Genomic DNA, 17,941 nt, shown 5'->3' on the forward strand with positions numbered 1-17,941 from the left:
CGGTATCGGGGGCTTTCTTATGGATAGTTGTTTCAGCAGGAATATATCTGGCTGAAATGGCTATTTGTTCTGCTGATGCCACAATAGTACAGGCCTTGAAACTCCTGTAAGCTGCACCGCCGCCAAAAGGCGGGGTATTGATTTTCTTTTACTGACACAGGCGACTCTATGAGCTTTGCTTCCCTGGGCTTATCCCTCCCTATTCTCAAAGCGGTTGAAGATAAGGGTTATAAAACCCCTTCACCCATACAGGCCCAGGCGATTCCTGCTGTGCTGCAGGGTAAAGATGTAATGGCTGCCGCACAGACTGGTACCGGTAAAACCGCCGGATTTACCCTGCCACTGTTGGAACTTCTATCCAAAGGATCAAAGGTAAAAGGCAATCAGGCCCGGGCTTTGGTTCTCACACCAACCCGTGAGCTAGCCGCTCAGGTGAGCGACAGTGTTAAGGCATATAGTGAACACCTGCCTCTTACATCCACTGTTGTTTATGGTGGCGTGAAGATTAATCCGCAGATGATGCGTTTGCGCCGTGGAGTTGATGTTCTGGTAGCTACCCCTGGTCGCTTGTTGGATCTGTATAATCAGAACGCGGTGAAGTTCAATAATCTGGAAGTGCTGATTCTGGATGAAGCCGACCGTATGCTGGATATGGGCTTTATTCACGATATTCGCAAGATTATGGCGCTGCTGCCCAAGAAACGTCAGAACCTGATGTTCTCAGCCACTTTTTCCGATGACATTCGTGAGCTGGCCAAAACCATTGTTCATAACCCTGTTGAGATTTCTGTTACCCCACGCAATGCCACCGCGAAAACTGTAAAGCAGTGGATCCATCCAGTAGATAAAAAGAAGAAACCGGCTCTGTTGCTGAAGCTGATTACCAGCAACCGTTGGGAACAGGTACTGGTATTCAGTAAAACCAAGCATGGTGCCAACAGGCTTGTAAAATACCTTGATGGTTATGGCCTGAATACTGCGGCGATTCATGGCAACAAGAGTCAAGGCGCACGCACAAAAGCACTGGCCGATTTCAAAAGCGGAGAACTCCGGGTGCTGGTGGCAACAGACATTGCTGCCCGAGGCTTGGATATTGATCAGTTACCTCAGGTGGTGAACTTTGACCTGCCCCAGGTTGCTGAAGACTATGTGCACAGAATTGGTCGTACAGGCCGTGCTGGAGCAACAGGTTCGGCAATCTCTCTAGTATGCGCAGATGAGTTCAAATTGTTGTCTGACATTGAACGACTGACAAAGAAACTGCTGGAACGCAGAGATATTGAGGGTTTTGAGCCTGTTCATAACTTGCCGGAATCCAAGCTGGATCTCCGCCCGATAAAACCGAAAAAGCCTAAAAAACCAAAAACTGAACACAGTGACGGTCAGCGTTCAGGTGAAAATTCCAGAGGGCACAAACCAGCCGGGAAAAATAAAAAGCATACCGGCAATCGTGGTGGAAAGAGTGAACAGCCAGGGCTGAAACCTCGTCAGGGAAATCGCAGACGCCGCCCTGCCGCTAACCGCAGCAAGACCCCAGCCTGACCTTTCCCCAACACCTCTTTGCAAAACTTGTGCTGCTGCCAGAACGTCTGGCAGCAGCTTTTCACTCTGAATGCAGAAAAATAAAATTCTCGTTTGGAAAAAAACGCTTTTAGCAACTATACCTGTCTCGCTTTCCCCCCGGCACAGCCATTAATGGTTGTACGAAGTAAAGATCCTAGAGGGGGCTCCTTTCTGAACTTCCCGTAGAACAGGTCGAAGTTATGCGTCGTTTACTGCTGTTGTTTGCAGCCGTCCTCCTTCCTTTATCTCTTGTTACGAACCTCTCTTATGCAACGGAAGAGGGGATGAGCATGAGCACTCGGTCCAAGACTCAGTATGGAGGCTCAACTTCGGCAGGTTCGGTGCATACATCTGAGATGGAGGGGGAGAGTAGTTCGAGCTTGCCATCCCTTGAGGTTCCTGTCTCAGTGCCTGTGGGGTTGGTTAAGAAGATTCAAACTGGTATGTACTGGACAGCACAAAAAGATCTTGATGCTACAAAACAACAGACTGAAGAAAGAATTGAGAGTATTGAGGGAGAATTGGACCGAGGGAGGCAGATGGTTCATAAACTCCAGGGGAATTTAGAGTCTTTGGACGAAGAAGAGCAGGAGGCAATGAAGTTAGTAAAGGATGAGTATGCTCGAAGGAGAGGGGTTGCTCAGGGACTGGTTGATGATAAAAATGCTGAAGTGAAACAGCTTCAGGATCAATGGGAAAAGTGGGGGCTAACGTTAGAGCAATATCTGCAGTTGCTTAAGCAACTCGAAACACTACAGCAAACTGACCAACGCTTAACGGAGGCACAGAGAGAGAGGGATCAAAAGAATCAAAGCAAAACCAATGCAGAAGGAAAGCTAACCGAGGCACAAGGTAAAGTCACGGCGAATGAAGAAAGTATCAAGGATGTTGACACTAAAACTCAGGCGCTGCAGGAAGAGAGAAAAGGGCTGGAAACTGAAGCTACAGCTTTGTTAGATGCTAGCAAAAAAGCTGATACTCTGGTTAAAACTACAGATAAGGAGCTTCAGGAAGCGATACAGACTTGCGAGGGAATAGAATGTACACGCCAGAAGCTGATGGAAGCTCTTCAGACTAAGGTGAAGGAAGACCCTGAGCTTCTAAGCAAGTTGCAAGTCGAGGCAGAGCAAGCCCTCCTCAGAGCATCAGCATCTCCAACACCTTCCAGAGAGTCAGAATCACCGTCGCCTACTTTACAGGTGGTTCACGAGCCAACGCCTCCAGAAGTTGTTTCTCCACCGCTGGCGACTTCATCATCGTTAGAGAAAGACACTTCACCAACGCTCCCCAGAGAAGTTGATAAAGATGGGCCAAGGGTCACTTTTGCTGAGGGCGAACAGCTTGTTCGTTCTGATTTCATCCCTCCGAGTACGGAAAGTGAGGAGGTTGTAACAGCGACAGAAGAGGATTCTCTTTTGAAGGGCTCAGAGGGTGACTTAGAGTCAGATTCTACTGCAGCAGGCTCTTCCAGAGGCAAGGAGCATGCGAGCGGCAAAAAAACTCCGCTGAAGAAAGGGGGGAGACCTTTAGATTCCACCCCCTACACAACCACTTTCGAATCTAAAACTACAGTGGAAACTCCAGTTCATTCTGGTAGCCCCTCCAAAACAAAAGGCGGGGATGTTGTTGACTCTTTGGGACAACCTGATCAGAAAGCACGTACTGGCGAAGTACGAAGGGAAAAAGACACGATAAGAGGTGTAGCCCGAGGTAAAAAGATTGCTGATATCAAAGATTTAAGTCAGCTCCAGGCAAAGAAAATATGTGGACGGGCATTATGCCAGTGGTTTGCCATCAAGGTAGGTTGGTATACGAACCCTCTTCATACTCATGTGCTGACTCTGGGGGATGGAGAGCAAATTACCTACGAACACTTGGTGGCAAAGCACGAAAAAGATGATGGCTTTCTGAGCTTTTCCAAAAGAGTGGTTGTTGAGGCTTCAAGTACTGGCAGGCCGTTTAATGTGCATGTACAACAGGAATATGATCGAGAACCAGACAGCCCACGGGAGTTGTTGAAGGTAACGTGGAGTATCTTCGGCGTTCCCCAGTCGCGAGAATATCAGGAAGAAGTGTTTGAAGGAGACCGTCTGGCTATTATCGAGGTTGATCTTGCACCTGAGAACAATATAGAACGCAAAGATATCCGTCAGATGAAAGTGAAGATAGCTTTGGAAGGCAGGCAGGGGGGAGGCAGGAAAGTCAAAACCTACACAATGCCTTTGGATTTGAGCTTAACAGACTCGCTTGCTAAATCTGACGCACATAGAGCTGAGGAAATCATGCGGGTCGTTAGAGACAGGTTGTATGCTTATAGATCAGGGTTGCCTGAGGAAGGAAACGCTCTTCCCGGAATCTATCTGGTGCCTGATATTCAAGTTATGGGAGATATGATGGCAGATAGTGTTGGTGCTCTTAGCGGGGGTGGACCTGCTGATCAATTAAGCCGTTGGGCAGCGAGTGGTGCTAAGCCTCCTCGTTTGAAGGTAAAGACTACGGCTGCAGAGGCTGCAGGATTGAATGAAGTCCCACCCTTTCGGTTAATAGAAGTTACCGAGACTGGAGAGATCTATCTGATTGACAGTGATGGTGGCAGTCCTACAAGGCTCGTGCATGCCGCGACCAAGAAAAATTCGAATGTTATTCTTTTGGAAAATGAAGGTGAAGTGGAAGACGAACAAAGGCATATACCCGTCTTCCCTGATCCATAGATATTATTAATGCGGGCAAGTCGCATAGTACTGCTTGCCGCGATAAGGACGGCGGTACTCTTCGGCGTAGTCGAAGGGGCCGCACTTTCCGCAGCGCAGTTTGCCATTGCAGTTATTAATGTTCTGCTGACAATAACGGGCAGCTTTCAGAGTTGTTTTTCTGTCTCGCCGACCATCGGCAATATCTTCTTTACTCCACTGACATGGTGTTCTTGGGCAGATACAGTTCAGAGTATTCCCGACAATCTGGCACTCTTTGCATTGTCCATGTCTCAAAACCTTAGGTAATACAGACTCACAAATCAGCGAGCCCTTGGCGTAGGTCACTGTTTCCCCTTTGCACTGATCAAGAGCGATAGACGTTTTCACTTCACCGCTCTTTACCCGGCAGTTGCAGTTCATGCGACCTGCTTCCAGCCAGCAGGAAGAGCAATACTTCTTATAGTCCCCAATAGGCATGCCATTAACATCCAGCATGGGTTTAGGCTCTTCAGGTTCTGGTTTTAATAAATCGTCACCCGAACCTGAACCGTCTGCGGATCCAGAGCCGTCAGCAGAGCCAGAGCCCTCTGTAGATTCTGAATCATTAGTCGAACCCGATCCGGAGTTTTCCTTTTCCTCAGGCTTTGGTTCATCAGGTTCAGGGAGAGGTAGTAGAGGTTCTTCCTGATCAGGCTTTACTGGTGCAGTTGGCTTGGGTTTTGGCTTAGGCGTTGGAACTGGTTTCTGGCTGCCAGATGGCGCTTCACCGGGAACACTGTTATTACAGAATAAAAATCCGCTCTTAAATTGAACCCTACCATCTTCACAGACAGTTAAGTCCACAGTCTGTTCAAACACCTGCCCGGAATCATCCTTACAGTTACAGGTCATTTCCTGAGTGTTTGAGTCGATAGAGCAGTCGCTGCAGTATTTCAGATAATCCCCTTTAGGAAGAGGGGCAGCTGAGATGCTTGTGGAAAGTAATAATGGGGCAAGGCAAATAGCCAGAAGAGTGGCGATCGTCCTGATCATAATATATTCCTGCAACTTTTCATCTTGTCAGCATAGCCACACTATTCCGTTGTAGAAAATTCCCATTCTGATTTTCTCTCGCAGCTGGTCATATCATTCTGATAGATGAAGTGAGAGGCACGTATTCAACTCTTTGACTGAGATCATATTTCCTCAAGGCTCCCCTTTATGCTTGATTGGTTGTAACTGCATGAAAAATAAGGATTTATAAAATTAATTTGGTGTATGGGAATCTCTGGCACGCTATTTGTTATGTATAGGTCAGAAGGCGGTTCCCGGTTGCTGTTCTCTTTTCCCGGGTGCCACGCCCACTCCTCACTCTTTCCGCTGATGCGCTTTGGGTTCAGCAGGCAAAGAGTTAAACCAGAAGAATTGGAAAAGAAGTAATGAGCAATCTGAACAACCTGCTGGCCGAAATTCGCGATCTGGAATCCAAGCTTGACGAAAAAGATTTTCTGCTGACCTGGGAACAAACTCCTGAAGAACTTGAGCGCGTACTGCTGGTGGCCGAAGCTCTGAAGAACCTGCGTGACAACAACGTTTCCACCAAGGTTTTTGACAGCGGTCTGGGCGTATCACTGTTCCGTGATAACTCCACCCGTACCCGTTTCTCTTACGCTTCTGCCTGTAACATGCTGGGTCTGGCTGTTCAGGATCTGGATGAAGGCAAGTCTCAGATTGCTCACGGTGAAACTACCCGTGAAACTGCCAACATGATCTCCTTCTGCGCAGACGTTGTTGGTATCCGTGATGACATGTACCTGGGCCACGGCAACAAGTACATGCGTGAAGTGGCTGACTCCCTGGACTTCGGTAAGGAAAACGAAGTACTGCCTTCCCGTCCTGCCATGGTTAACCTGCAGTGCGATATCGACCACCCAACTCAGTCTATGGCTGACCTGGCATGGCTCAAAGAGAAGTTCGGTTCTCTGGAAAACCTGAAGGGCAAGAAGATCGCTATGACCTGGGCTTACTCTCCAAGCTACGGCAAGCCTCTGTCTGTACCTCAGGGCATCATCGGCCTGATGACCCGTTTCGGCATGGATGTAACTCTGGCTCATCCAGAAGGTTACGACCTGATTCCTGAAGTTGTTGAAACTGCCAAGAAAAATGCTGAAGCCAGCGGTGGTTCCTTCACTCAGGTTGCGACTATGGAAGAAGCTTTCGAAGGCGCTGACATTGTATATCCAAAGTCCTGGGCTCCTTATCAGGTAATGGGCGAGCGTACTGAACTGCTGTACGCCAACGATCAGGAAGGCCTGAAGGCTCTGGAGAAGAAGTGCCTGGAGCAGAACGCTCAGCACAAAGACTGGCACTGCACCGAAGACATGATGAGCAAGACCAAAGATGGCGAAGCTCTGTACATGCACTGCCTGCCTGCGGACATCACCGGCGTTTCCTGTGAAGAAGGCGAAGTGACCGAAGGCGTATTCAATAAGTACCTGGTAGACACCTACAAGGAAGCTGGCTGGAAGCCATTCATCATCGCTTCCATGATCTTCAACCGTAAGTTCAAAGACCCAGCCGCTGCTTTGGAAGCTCTGCAGAAGAAGCATCAGGATCGCAAGCTGGACGCTTAATCCTCCAGACCCTCACAAAAAGGCTTCGGGTGTATGCCCGAAGCCAATTCAAAAAGAATGACGGAATAAAGACAATGACCAAACTGGCAAATGTTTCCAAAGATTTTATGGAGAAGGTTCCTTTCTCTGAGGTAATGAAAAAAGCAGAAGGCTACAAAGCCGATATGACCAAATTCCTGCGGGACATGATCGCTATCCCAAGCGAATCCTGCGATGAGGAAAAGGTTGTTCTGCGCATCAAGGAAGAGATGGAAAAGGTTGGTTTCGACAAGGTTGAAATCGATCCTCAGGGTAACATCCTCGGCTACATCGGCCACGGTAAGCGCGTTATTGCTATGGACGCACACATCGACACCGTTGGTGTGGGCAACATGGACAACTGGACCTTCGATCCATACGAAGGCATGGAAGATGATGAAGTGATCGGTGGTCGTGGTGCTTCCGACCAGGAAGGCGGTATGGCTTCCATGGTTTACGCTGGCAAGATTATCAAAGATCTGGGTCTGGAAGACGACTACACCCTGGTTGTAACCGGTACCGTTCAGGAAGAAGATTGCGATGGCCTGTGCTGGCAGTACATCATTGAAGAAGATGGCCTGAAGCCTGAGTTTGTTGTTTCCACCGAACCTACCGATGGCGGCATCTACCGTGGTCAGCGTGGCCGTATGGAAATCCGCATCGATGTAGCTGGTGTTTCCTGCCACGGTTCTGCTCCAGAGCGTGGTGACAACGCTATTTTCAAGATGGGCCCAATCCTGAATGACCTGCAGGTTCTGCACGAATGCCTGCACGTTGATGAGTTCCTGGGCAAGGGTACCCTGACTGTATCCGAAGTATTCTTCACTTCCCCAAGCCGTTGTGCAGTTGCTGACAGCTGCGCAGTATCCATCGACCGTCGTCTGACTTGGGGTGAAACCTGGGAAGGTGCTCTGGAAGAAATCCGTCGTCTGCCTTCTGTTAAGGCTGCCGGTGCAGAAGTTTCCATGTATAACTACGATCGTCCTGCCTACACCGGTCTGGTTTACCCAACTGAGTGCTACTTCCCAGCATGGAAGATCGATTCCGAGCACGTTGTGACTGAATCCCTGGAAGACAGCTATCGTCTGCTGTTCGACAAGGAGCCACGTACCGACAAGTGGACCTTCTCTACTAACGGCGTATCCATCATGGGTCGTTACGGTATTCCTTGCATCGGTTTTGGCCCAGGTAAAGAAGCAGAAGCTCACTTCCCGAATGAGAAGACCTGGAAGCAGGATCTGGTTGATTGTGCCGCTATGTACGCAGTGATTCCGCTGATGTACCTGCACAAAACTGCCAAGTAATTAGATAAGTAACGTATACCCCGGTCGAAGAGTAATGTTGTGACTGCATCAATGGCCCTGGTCAGAAGTGATGTTACTGTTCGGCGGTAGGGGTAGATCTTTTCTTGTACGCACAGCCTGAATTGGAATGGATATTTCCGTTTCGTAATGCCTATTCCAATTCAGACCACAGGCATCGCTTCATGCCTGACAGCAGTATGAGTGTGGGGGATGGGTATGTCGGTTCTGATCAGAAATGCCACTCTGGTAAATGCAGAAGAGTCACGACAGAGTGATCTTCTGGTACGCAATGGTGTGATCGAGCAGATTGCGCCAGTCATCAGCCAGCCTGCAGACAAGGTCATTGATGCAACCGGGCAGTATGTGATTCCCGGGGGCATTGATGTTCACACTCATATGAATATTGATGTAGGTATCTGTCGTAGCTGCGATGATTTTTACTCAGGTACGGTAGCTGCCGCCTGGGGTGGAACAACGACAATTGTCGACCACATGGGGTTTGGCCCGTCGGGATGTGATCTTCATCACCAACTGAATGTTTATAAAAGCTGGGCTGCGGAGCAGTCGGTTATCGACTACAGCTTCCATGGAACAATTCAGTATGTGGACGATGCTATTCTTGATGAAATGGCTTCCATGGTGGATGAGGAAGGCATTTCCAGTTTTAAGCTTTATCTGACTTATAACTACAAACTCTCTGATCGTGAAGTGTTGAAAGCTCTGCTGCGTTTGAACGAGCTGAATGCGCTGACCTGTGTGCATCCGGAAAACGACAGTGCTGTACAGTTCCTGCGGGAACGTATGCTGGCATCCGGCCAGACAGACCCAATATTCCATGCCCTGAGTCGCCCTGCAGAATGTGAAGCAGAAGCTATAGCCCGGATGATTAATCTTTCTGCGATGGCTGATGCTGCGCCTCTTTATATTGTTCACCTTTCTAATGCGCCCGGGCTTGAATATATCCGCTTGGCTCAGCAGCAGGGACAACCTGTTTATGCGGAAACATGCCCACAGTATTTGATGCTGGATATGCAGCGCTACCATGAGCAAATGCCTGGACGTAACCCTAAGCTGGGTGGTTTGAAGTATGTGCTGAGTCCACCTCTGCGGGAAAGCTGGCATCAGGAAAAACTCTGGGCTGGTTTGAATGACGGTACTATAGATACCATTGCTACAGACCACTGTTCGTTTACCCTTGAGCAAAAACGTATGGGGCTTGGGAACTTCACCAAGTGTCCTAATGGTATGCCCGGCGTTGAAACCCGCATGCCATTGATGTTCTCGGAAGGGGTTATGAAGGGGCGGATGTCTATCAACCGCTTTGTGGAAATTTCCAGCACTATGCCAGCTCGCTTGTTTGGCTTATATCCCCGGAAAGGTGTGATTCGCGAAGGGGCCGATGCAGATCTGGTGATTTTTGATCCGTCTCATCATGCAACTATTAATATGAGTATGCAGCATGGCAATTGTGACTATTCGCCGTATGAAGGTTTCCATCTTCAGGGGTACCCGGTATTGACGATGCAGAGGGGTAATATCCTGGTTGAGGATGGACAGTTCAAAGGCGCTCCCGGGCAGGGGCAGTTTATACACCGGAAGCCTTTGGATGAATCATTTCGGTTGCATCACTCGCCAGTGTTTTGATGTTTGCTTGTCAGGGAACGTGATCAGAGAGCTTTATTAATATGGCTCTCTGACTTATGCGTTTAGTTGCGCAGGTGTTCCTCATAAAACTCTTCTGCAAGCTGTTTGCTTATTGCAGATATGAGAATCTCTACAGCTCTGTTTGCCAATAAGTTTAACTTTTTCTTAGCGGTTTCTTCATCTTCGTAAGGGGCTTCAGTAGGCAGGCTTATCTGACAGTATTGTTCCCCCTCTTCTGAAAACTGATTGCAGTCATTTCCTTGTTGAGCGTATTTATCGACTAGCGTTAAAACAGATTTTTTGAGTTTTGAGTGTATGAAAACATCTACCTTTCCAGAGAAGTAATGCTTGGCTCTTGATTTCGCACGTTGCTCACTCACTCCGTCTAAGGGTTTATAGACTTTCACCAGGTTTTTGATGTCTGCTTTTAGTATGCACTGCATTGCCAGAATCCAGCCATCAAGACCCGCCTTGATTATTTTGCCAGCAAAAAAATTGGCTTGTTCTTCATATGCAAATCTACACTCCTCAGTATATGGGGCTCCACAGAAGACAAGCTCAGTTGTATTTTCCTCTTGGCCAGCTTGAGCATGATTCCATAAAAATAGCCCCATAAGTGGCGCCAAAACCAACAAAGTCCGCATTATCTTTCTCATTCCTGTTTCCCCAAATTGAATGGTTTCAGGAATAGACACCGCATGAAGCATAAAGCTGTTAACGAGGCGGTTAGTTATCTTCACGCAAATACAATGAATGTTTATTTGAGCGTTTTCTATGGGAAGGGGTAGCTAATACTTTGAAACTACCCTTTCTCTTAAGGGTAATATCTTGTCTGTATGGGAAATTAAGTCATATTTTCTGCTGTTGCAGTTTTTGGTAGTGGTTAGGTTTGTGTTGATACTTGAGTTGTGGCTTTAAAGTCTGACTTTGTTTTTTTTAGTAGTAAGTAACTCTATGGTTTTTAAGGAAAAATGCCCGTTAAAGGATGTGCTGGCAAGATAAATTCCTGTGAAGTTGATCTGTGTCAGGGTTATTCCGAGCCTGGCTCATTAGTGTGTTAACGCTTTCTGACCCCGCAGCTGTCAGTTGATGTGTTTTGTGTTCGCTTATGTTCGTCTGCTGACACATCGCTCCCGCCATAAATAATTACTAAAGCGGTTTTCTGATCTGATTGATTTCAGTCTCTGCGGAGTATTGTTTTGTTTTTAAGGGACAGTAGGATTTTATGATAACAAGCGTATACAGTTTCTTTTCTCTCCTGATGCTATTTATTACAGCTGTTCTGTATTGTGAAAAAACTCTGCAGCTGAAGCTTTTCAAAGTAGTGCCCGCACTCACCTTTATTTACTTTGGTGGGATGATCGGTGCTTCTCTGAAAGTCTGGCAGCTGACTCCAGAAGTAAGCAGTTTTATCGGCAGCCTGAAGTACTACCTGCTGCCAATGATGTTGTTCCTGCTTCTGTTGAAAAACGACATTCGCGACGTATTCAAGCTGGGGCCAAAACTGGTTGGATCTTTCCTGGCGGTAACGGCCAGTATTCTTATTGGCTTTATCATCGTTTATGTTGCTTTCCAAAGCCGCTTTGAAGCTGATGCATGGCAGACCTTCTCCATCCTGTCTTCTTCCTGGGTGGGTGGTTCTACCAATATGGCTGCTGCCCAACAGGGTCTCGGTGTTGCTGATGGTTCTCAGGCGCTGACTTATGCCTTCCTGATGGACAACATCTGTGCATCTATCTGGCTGGTGCTGATGATCTCCTTCGCTCCTATGCGTCAGGCGTTCAATAAGTTCTCCGGTGCAGACAGCAAAGAAGTTGATTCCATTATCAGCAAGATTCACCTGAATGCGGCTGAGAAAGAAGACAAGCGTGAATACAACTTCATGGACTTCATGCTGACTCTGGGGCTTGGTCTGGGTGTTGCCGGTATCGTTCTGGTACTGGGCAAGCAGGTTGTAAACCCAGGTGGTTTGACTGACGAACACTTCCTGTCTGGTCTTCGTGGCTTCTTCAGTGGCAGTGGCTGGGTTGTTATTCTGGCAACTCTTGCAGGTATTCTGGCGAGCACCACGCCTTTGAACAAAATCAAAGGCCCAGACCATGTTGGTAGCGTTCTGCTGTACGTTGTTGTTGGCCTGATTGCCAGCTCCACTGACTTCTCTACTATCGATCTGAGTCAGGCTGCGTTCTACATTATTGCCGGATTCCTGATTTTGTTGTTCCACCTGGTTGTTCTGCTGATTCTGGCCAAGGTTTTCAAACTTGACCTGTTTATCTGCGGTATTGCTTCTCAGGCAAACATTGGTGGTTCTGTATCTGCTCCTATTCTTGCCGGTACTTACGACAAAGCTCTGGTACCTGCTGGTCTGATCATGGGTATCTTCGGCTCCGCGATCGGTACTGTATCGGCCCTGATGCTGGCCAAGATTCTGATGACCTTCTGATGTTCAAAGCTTGAAAGAGTTCTGATATCAAAAAGCCCTGCAGTGTTAACGCTGCAGGGCTTTTGTCGTTTATGGCCCTCTATACTGCAGTGTTTAGCTGAAAGACTGGAGAAAGGCATGCCTGTGGATATTCCGGTTGCAACGGCCGGGCAGTCACGAAAGTCCTTTATGGAGAGGGTAGGTCGGGCGATACCTGACCCCGTGATTATCTTTATTGTCCTCTTTGTTGTCTGTGTGCTCGCATCAAACTCTCTTTCGGGAGTGACTTTTACGACTCCCGGTGTTGGTGATGAACCTGTAGAACACAGTATCCGCAATATGCTCTCTTTCGATGGTATTCGCTGGATGTTTGAAAATGCCCTGCTGCAGAACTGGCTAGCTTTTGGGCATGGTGTGTTGGGCGTGATTCTGGTTGTTATGCTTGGTGTTGGTATTGCTGAGCAAAGTGGCTTGCTTACAGCCTTGATTAAAAGTGTTGGGCTTCGACTGAGTGAACGGTGGTTGCCTGTCTTGCTAGTGTTTCTTGGCATTATGAGCAGCCTTGCCAGTGATGCCGGCTATCTGATTCTTGTTCCTCTGGCGGGCTTGCTTTATGCCGGAATAAACAAAAACCCGATTGTGGGAATGGCTGCAGCGTTTGCCGGTGTTTCTGCGGGGTTCAGTGCCAACCTTCTACCAGCAACACCAATTGATGTCGTGATTGGTATGAATGCAAGGTTGTTCGCGGAAAGTCAGGGAGTGCCGTTTGCCCGCTTTAATGGTGATGATCTGATGCCAGCCACCATGCATTACTGGTTTATCTGTCTTTCGACTTTTGTTCTGACCATTGCCGGTGGGTTGGTGACTGCATTTGTAGTTGGGCCACGCTGGAAAGATAAAGGCTGGAAGCAGACGGATCAGAGTGCTTCTGAAAGTTTTTCCTTATCTGAGCGAGATCGGTTTGGTTTGCGTTGGGCGTTGGTTGGGTTGGTAATCGCTTTGGCCATAGTGACCTGGCTAATTTTTGGGCCGCTGGCCGCTTACTACGAACCTTCCGGTAAACGCGTTGTTCCATGGTTGAACAATATTATTTTGCTCATAACTCTGGTTTTCGCCCTGAGTGGGATTTTTTATGGTGCAGGAACAGGAAGGTTTGCATCAGCGGATGAGGTTGTAAAAGCCATGGCAAGGCAAATGGATACCATGGGCTACATCCTTGTATTGACCTTCTTCTGTTACAACTTTCTCTCATTGCTCTCTTACAGTGGAATTGGCACCTGGTTAACCTGGCTGGGAGCGAGTGGTTTGCAGGCCATGGGGTTACAGGACTGGCCGGTGTTACTCCTGTTAGGTTTTATTTTAACGACGGCAGTTATTAATCTGTTTGTGGGTGGATTAACTTCAAAATGGATGTTACTGGGACCTATTTTTGTACCGATGCTGTATCAGGTTAACAGCAGTATGACGCCAGATATTGTTGCTGCTGCCTTTCGGGTAGCGGACTCTTCCACCAATATTGTGACACCGATGATGACGTACGCAGGGGTTGTGTTGTCGTTTATGCGGCGCTACCGCCCAGACCTTTCTCCGGGGGATCTGATCGGCATTATGTGGCCATATACTCTGGCCTTTATCATCCTCTGGAGTGTGTTGTTGATAGCTTTCTTTATGTTCCAGCTTCCCCTAGGCTTTTGAGAGAGTGGAATAGAGTTGCTCATGGATGAGAGACGTTTCCGGGAAATTCGCAAACAAAAAAGTTGATACTGCGGTTACCTCTTCTGAGGCTGTTGGCATAGGGATTCGGGGTGCTAAGTCAGAAAGTGCTCAGAAACAGGAAAGTTTATCTCGCTGGCAGCAGTTCAAGGTAGAAGTCAGAAAAGGTGGGCAGTGGTTGTATCAACACCTCCTGCCCAAACCTATTCAGCGTGCGCTCTCATCTTATAAAGTTTCTGCGGCAAAACCTCAGGATGTGCAAACATTCATCACTCCCAGTGGTTCTTCTGGTAGCTCTGTAATTGACTCGATAAAGAACCCGTTGCATAGAAGTGTTGCGGAACAGGTCTGGCTAAGTGGTAATAAAATGCTGCCTGAGAAGCAGGCGTGTGATGTGGCCGGGGCTTTTCTGGTTATGCATGGATTAGCTTCCTATAAAACACCATACACAGCAGGCAAGAGAACTGACTTCACATTAAAAATTCCCAAGAAGCAGCCATCAGCTAAACAGCTTCAGCACATGGAGAAGATGATTCGTGGTATGCCCTGGTTTGATATGCAGCAGTTTTACACCAATGACGGCATTGTTGTTCCACGAAAAGACTCAAGCCTGAAAGGTGTGAGAAGAATGTTGTCGGGAACTATTACCCAACACTTTCATGGCAAGACTGGTCGTGCAGAGAAGGCCAAAATCCCTGAGCAGACCCGGCAGTTATTGAATGGGCGGGTTAACCCAGGTTCCGTGTATGTGATGGTTTATAAGGATCAGAAAGAAGGTGCTGCAGGCCATGTTGCTCTTATGCTGGGAGATAAGCCTCAGGGCAGTTATGTGAGTTATCTGGGGCTTACGAGGAAAGATAGCGACTCCGTTCGTATGGTTGTACCCAAAGTGAGTGTGGAATCAGTTCAGGGTGACTTAAAAAGTGACTGTGGAACTTTCGGCATGCCGGATTTTGTTGTGGAGCTGAAAGGTTTGAACCTTGAGAGGATAAAGGAAAGGTTTGCCGCTAAAAAAGATAAGGGATACGATCTGGCAACACATAACTGCTCCACCTTTGCCAGCGACTTATTGCTAGCCGGCGCGGATGAGCAAACTCAGAAAGGAGTGAAAAAACCATCAGGTTTTTGGACTCCTTATAACGTCACAACGCTGGCGCAGGAATTGTGGCGGCGGGAACAGGTTGCTAAGAGTTAGTTCTCATTTCTCTGTTCCCTGTAGTTAACTCTCAGACTTCCGCTACAAACTCGAAAGTATCGCCAAGAAAGTGTGAACGGCTATATTCAACAGGTGTGTTGTCGGCCAGTAACCCTCTGCGTTCCATAACTATCACTGGAATACCTGCTTCGATATTCAGGTAATCGGCATGACTTTCTTCTAATGCAACTGCCCGTAGTTTCTGGATGGCCTTTACCGGGCGAGAGCCTGCACGACCCAGTGCTTCGTACAGAGAGCCGGTGACATCGAATGGTGTATCCAGATATTTTCTTGGAACAACAGCATATTCCAGAGCGACAGGTGTATCGTCTGCCATACGGACCCGGAACATTCTTACCACCTCAGCTCCGGAAGGAAGTTGTAGGCGTGCCTGCTCATCTTTATTGGCTAAACCTATGCCCCGCTCAATCCAGAGAGAGTCCGGATGTTTGTCCACTGACTCGATAACTTCAGAAAAACTGTTGAGGCGATCGAGTTTATGGACCATCCTTTCAGCCACAAATGTACCCGCGCCCTGGCGCTGGACTAGCAGGCCCTCTGTAACGAGTTCACTGATAGCTCGCTTAACAGTGACTCTGGAGACCTTCATATATTGAGCGATTTCACGTTCGGCAGGCAGCGCTGAACCCCGTTCCAGGGTGCCATTGTCTATGGCTTGCTGAATCAGGCTTTGCAACTGGAGATAAAGAGGAGTTGCGTTATCTTTCAGGGAGTCAGGTTCACCAAAAATGCGCTCAGTCTGGCCTTGTGGGAAATTGCCGACGGGAGGTGCTTTTGAAGCTGTCTGAACAGTGACGTTAGTCATGGTGTTACGGCTCATGATCTATCGGATCCAGAGTCTGACGGAAAACCGCTGGTAGAATTCTGGCTCTGTTGGTCGGTAGGCTGTGCTTGGATTTGAACCTTGATCATAGTCGCTACCGAAGAACAGATGTAATACCAGAAAAAATGAAATTGGATAATACCAATTTTGAGGTAGATGTAAGGTTTCTGTCTGCAAAAGTGGGCTGAAATCAATGTAAATGTTGATTCTCGTCAATTGGACAGGTCGGAATGACATGGTTGGGGTGCACGGGAGGAAGAGAATAGGTATTATCCTGCGCACAATTTCCTATCAACCGGTTCCACTGCCCACGCAGTAAACGACTGGAGACTATTAATGACCAAGATCGCAGAAATCCGTGGTCGCGAGGTTCTCGACTCTCGTGGCAACCCCACCGTTGAAGCTGATGTGAAACTGGAAAGCGGCCATTGGGGGCGTGCCTGCGCACCTTCCGGGGCTTCTACAGGTTCCCGCGAAGCGCTGGAACTGCGTGACGGCGATAAGTCCCGTTACCTGGGTAAGGGCGTTCTCAAGGCTGTTGGCTTCATTAATGGTCCTATTCGCGAAGCCCTGATTGGTTTTGATGCTGCAGACCAGCGTGGACTGGACGACAAGATGATTGCTCTGGACGGAACTGACAACAAGAGTCAGTTTGGTGCCAACGCAATTCTGGCTGTATCTCTGGCTGCTGCCAAAGCGGCTGCGAATGCCAAGAACATTCCTCTGTATGAACACATCGCTAACCTGAACGGTACCTCTGGCCAGTTCACCATGCCTGTGCCAATGATGAATATCCTCAACGGTGGCGAGCACGCTGACAACAACGTTGATATTCAAGAGTTCATGGTTCAGCCTGTTGGTGCCAAGAGCTTCCGTGAAGCTCTGCAGGTTGGCGCTGAAATCTTCCACAACCTGAAGAAGGTCCTGTCTTCTAAAGGCCTGAACACTGCGGTTGGTGATGAAGGTGGCTTTGCACCTAACCTGGCTTCCAACGCTGACGCTCTGGCTGTTATTAAAGAAGCTGTAGAAAAGGCTGGTTACAAGCTGGGCACTGATGTGACTCTGGCTCTGGACTGTGCAGCGTCCGAATTCTACGTAAATGGTGAGTACAACCTGAAGGGTGAAGGCAAAGTCTTCAACTCCAACGCTTTCTCCGACTACCTGGCCAAGCTGACCGAAGAATACCCAATCATCTCTATTGAAGATGGTCTGGATGAATCTGACTGGGATGGTTTCGCTTACCAGACCAAGATTCTAGGCGACAAGATCCAGATTGTTGGTGATGACCTGTTTGTAACCAATACCAAGATTTTGAAAGAAGGTATTGATAAGGGGATTGCCAACTCCATCCTGATCAAACTGAACCAGATTGGTACGCTGTCCGAGACTCTGGACGCAATCAAGATGGCTAAGGATGCTGGTTACACTGCAGTGATTTCTCACCGTTCCGGTGAAACTGAAGATGCAACCATTGCGGACCTGGCTGTTGGTACTGCAGCTGGTCAGATCAAGACTGGTTCCCTGTGCCGTTCCGACCGTGTAGCTAAGTACAACCAGCTGCTGCGCATCGAAGAAGAGCTGGGTTCTAAGGCTGCTTACCGTGGCATGGCTGAGTTCAAGTAATACTTACTGACTCGCACTCAATCAAAAAGCCGCTTTTCATTTAAGAAAGCGGCTTTTTTTGTGCCTCCTAGTTATAACTTTTGATTGGAGAAGATTGGATTCTTGGCTGATCCTTAGCTTTCTGCACCGGTCGACTTATGTGGGCGTCAGTATCCAGAGGTTCGGGTGTTCACACCTTGTTCATAGGAGCTAGGTATAAAAGGTTATGTAACCTATTGTGTAAATGGTATTGCGATTGATGTGTGTCAATTGTCCTTGTGTACCAATGTAATACCATTCGCGCAGTAAGTTACCCGTCTAAATTATTGAG

12 protein-coding genes are annotated in these 17,941 nt (G+C 48.0%); 9 read left to right on the forward strand and 3 right to left on the reverse strand.

Annotation, left to right across the window (positions count from 1 at the left end; genetic code table 11):
• Positions 1-168: 168 nt before the first annotated feature.
• Both ACY2RR_RS06520 and ACY2RR_RS06525 read left to right on the forward strand, forming a co-directional pair.
• Positions 169-1,542 carry a DEAD/DEAH box helicase gene (locus tag ACY2RR_RS06520; protein WP_490107332.1) on the forward strand — a complete coding sequence of 458 codons (1,374 nt, stop codon included), beginning with the start codon at positions 169-171 and terminating at the stop codon, positions 1,540-1,542.
• A gap of 311 nt (positions 1,543-1,853) precedes the next feature.
• Positions 1,854-4,274, forward strand: coding sequence for a hypothetical protein (locus ACY2RR_RS06525; protein ID WP_490107333.1), 2,421 nt, complete (start codon positions 1,854-1,856; stop codon positions 4,272-4,274).
• Between the two features lie 6 nt (positions 4,275-4,280).
• On the opposite strand, the gene ACY2RR_RS06530 is transcribed toward ACY2RR_RS06525, so the two are convergent.
• A complete protein-coding gene (locus ACY2RR_RS06530) occupies positions 4,281-5,288 on the reverse strand; it encodes a hypothetical protein (protein ID WP_490107334.1) in 1,008 nt (335 codons plus the stop codon).
• 386 nt (positions 5,289-5,674) lie between these two features.
• Here ACY2RR_RS06530 and ygeW point away from each other — a divergent pair, with 386 nt between their 5' ends.
• The 3 genes from ygeW to hydA all read left to right on the forward strand — a co-directional run bounded on the left by ygeW (position 5,675) and on the right by hydA (position 9,834).
• Positions 5,675-6,868 (forward strand): knotted carbamoyltransferase YgeW, encoded by a 1,194-nt coding sequence (gene ygeW / locus ACY2RR_RS06535; protein ID WP_490107335.1) that lies wholly within the window; start codon positions 5,675-5,677, stop codon positions 6,866-6,868.
• 74 nt (positions 6,869-6,942) lie between these two features.
• Positions 6,943-8,190, forward strand: coding sequence for a YgeY family selenium metabolism-linked hydrolase (locus ACY2RR_RS06540; protein ID WP_490107336.1), 1,248 nt, complete (start codon positions 6,943-6,945; stop codon positions 8,188-8,190).
• Positions 8,191-8,406: 216 nt separating this feature from the next.
• Positions 8,407-9,834 (forward strand): dihydropyrimidinase, encoded by a 1,428-nt coding sequence (gene hydA, locus ACY2RR_RS06545; protein ID WP_490107337.1) that lies wholly within the window; start codon positions 8,407-8,409, stop codon positions 9,832-9,834.
• 62 nt (positions 9,835-9,896) lie between these two features.
• Here hydA and ACY2RR_RS06550 read toward each other — a convergent pair whose 3' ends face one another.
• On the reverse strand, positions 9,897-10,529 hold the full coding sequence (locus ACY2RR_RS06550) for a hypothetical protein (RefSeq protein WP_490107338.1): 633 nt from the start codon (positions 10,527-10,529) through the stop codon (positions 9,897-9,899).
• A gap of 530 nt (positions 10,530-11,059) precedes the next feature.
• On the opposite strand from ACY2RR_RS06550, the gene ACY2RR_RS06555 reads away from it, so the two are divergent.
• From ACY2RR_RS06555 to ACY2RR_RS06565, 3 genes are all read left to right on the forward strand, one after another.
• Positions 11,060-12,277 (forward strand): DUF819 family protein, encoded by a 1,218-nt coding sequence (locus ACY2RR_RS06555; protein WP_490107339.1) that lies wholly within the window; start codon positions 11,060-11,062, stop codon positions 12,275-12,277.
• Positions 12,278-12,394: 117 nt separating this feature from the next.
• Positions 12,395-13,951: an AbgT family transporter gene (locus tag ACY2RR_RS06560; protein ID WP_490107340.1), complete on the forward strand. Its 1,557-nt coding sequence runs from the start codon at positions 12,395-12,397 to the stop codon at positions 13,949-13,951.
• 25 nt (positions 13,952-13,976) lie between these two features.
• A complete protein-coding gene (locus tag ACY2RR_RS06565; RefSeq protein WP_490107341.1) occupies positions 13,977-15,164 on the forward strand; it encodes a hypothetical protein in 1,188 nt (395 codons plus the stop codon).
• Between the two features lie 31 nt (positions 15,165-15,195).
• On the opposite strand, the gene ACY2RR_RS06570 is transcribed toward ACY2RR_RS06565, so the two are convergent.
• Positions 15,196-16,005 (reverse strand): GntR family transcriptional regulator, encoded by an 810-nt coding sequence (locus ACY2RR_RS06570; RefSeq protein ID WP_490107342.1) that lies wholly within the window; start codon positions 16,003-16,005, stop codon positions 15,196-15,198.
• Between the two features lie 339 nt (positions 16,006-16,344).
• On the opposite strand from ACY2RR_RS06570, the gene eno reads away from it, so the two are divergent.
• Positions 16,345-17,631: a phosphopyruvate hydratase gene (gene eno / locus ACY2RR_RS06575; protein WP_490107343.1), complete on the forward strand. Its 1,287-nt coding sequence runs from the start codon at positions 16,345-16,347 to the stop codon at positions 17,629-17,631.
• The last annotated feature ends 310 nt before the right edge of the window (positions 17,632-17,941 follow it).

Source organism: Parendozoicomonas sp. 2304DJ65-17 (assembly GCF_058148445.1).

Bases quoted from the DNA above. Each gene is read 5' to 3' on its own strand.
- ACY2RR_RS06555 (WP_490107339.1), top strand. From the start codon at position 11,060: ATGATAACAAGCGTATACAGTTTCTTTTCTCTCCTGATGCTATTTATT.
- ACY2RR_RS06525 (WP_490107333.1), top strand. From the start codon at position 1,854: ATGAGCACTCGGTCCAAGACTCAGTATGGAGGCTCAACTTCGGCAGGT.
- ACY2RR_RS06540 (WP_490107336.1), top strand. From the start codon at position 6,943: ATGACCAAACTGGCAAATGTTTCCAAAGATTTTATGGAGAAGGTTCCT.
- ACY2RR_RS06565 (WP_490107341.1), top strand. From the start codon at position 13,977: ATGAGAGACGTTTCCGGGAAATTCGCAAACAAAAAAGTTGATACTGCG.
- ACY2RR_RS06520 (WP_490107332.1), top strand. From the start codon at position 169: ATGAGCTTTGCTTCCCTGGGCTTATCCCTCCCTATTCTCAAAGCGGTT.
- ACY2RR_RS06570 (WP_490107342.1), bottom strand. From the start codon at position 16,005: ATGAGCCGTAACACCATGACTAACGTCACTGTTCAGACAGCTTCAAAA.
- hydA (WP_490107337.1), top strand. From the start codon at position 8,407: ATGTCGGTTCTGATCAGAAATGCCACTCTGGTAAATGCAGAAGAGTCA.
- ygeW (WP_490107335.1), top strand. From the start codon at position 5,675: ATGAGCAATCTGAACAACCTGCTGGCCGAAATTCGCGATCTGGAATCC.
- ACY2RR_RS06530 (WP_490107334.1), bottom strand. From the start codon at position 5,288: ATGATCAGGACGATCGCCACTCTTCTGGCTATTTGCCTTGCCCCATTA.
- eno (WP_490107343.1), top strand. From the start codon at position 16,345: ATGACCAAGATCGCAGAAATCCGTGGTCGCGAGGTTCTCGACTCTCGT.
- ACY2RR_RS06560 (WP_490107340.1), top strand. From the start codon at position 12,395: ATGCCTGTGGATATTCCGGTTGCAACGGCCGGGCAGTCACGAAAGTCC.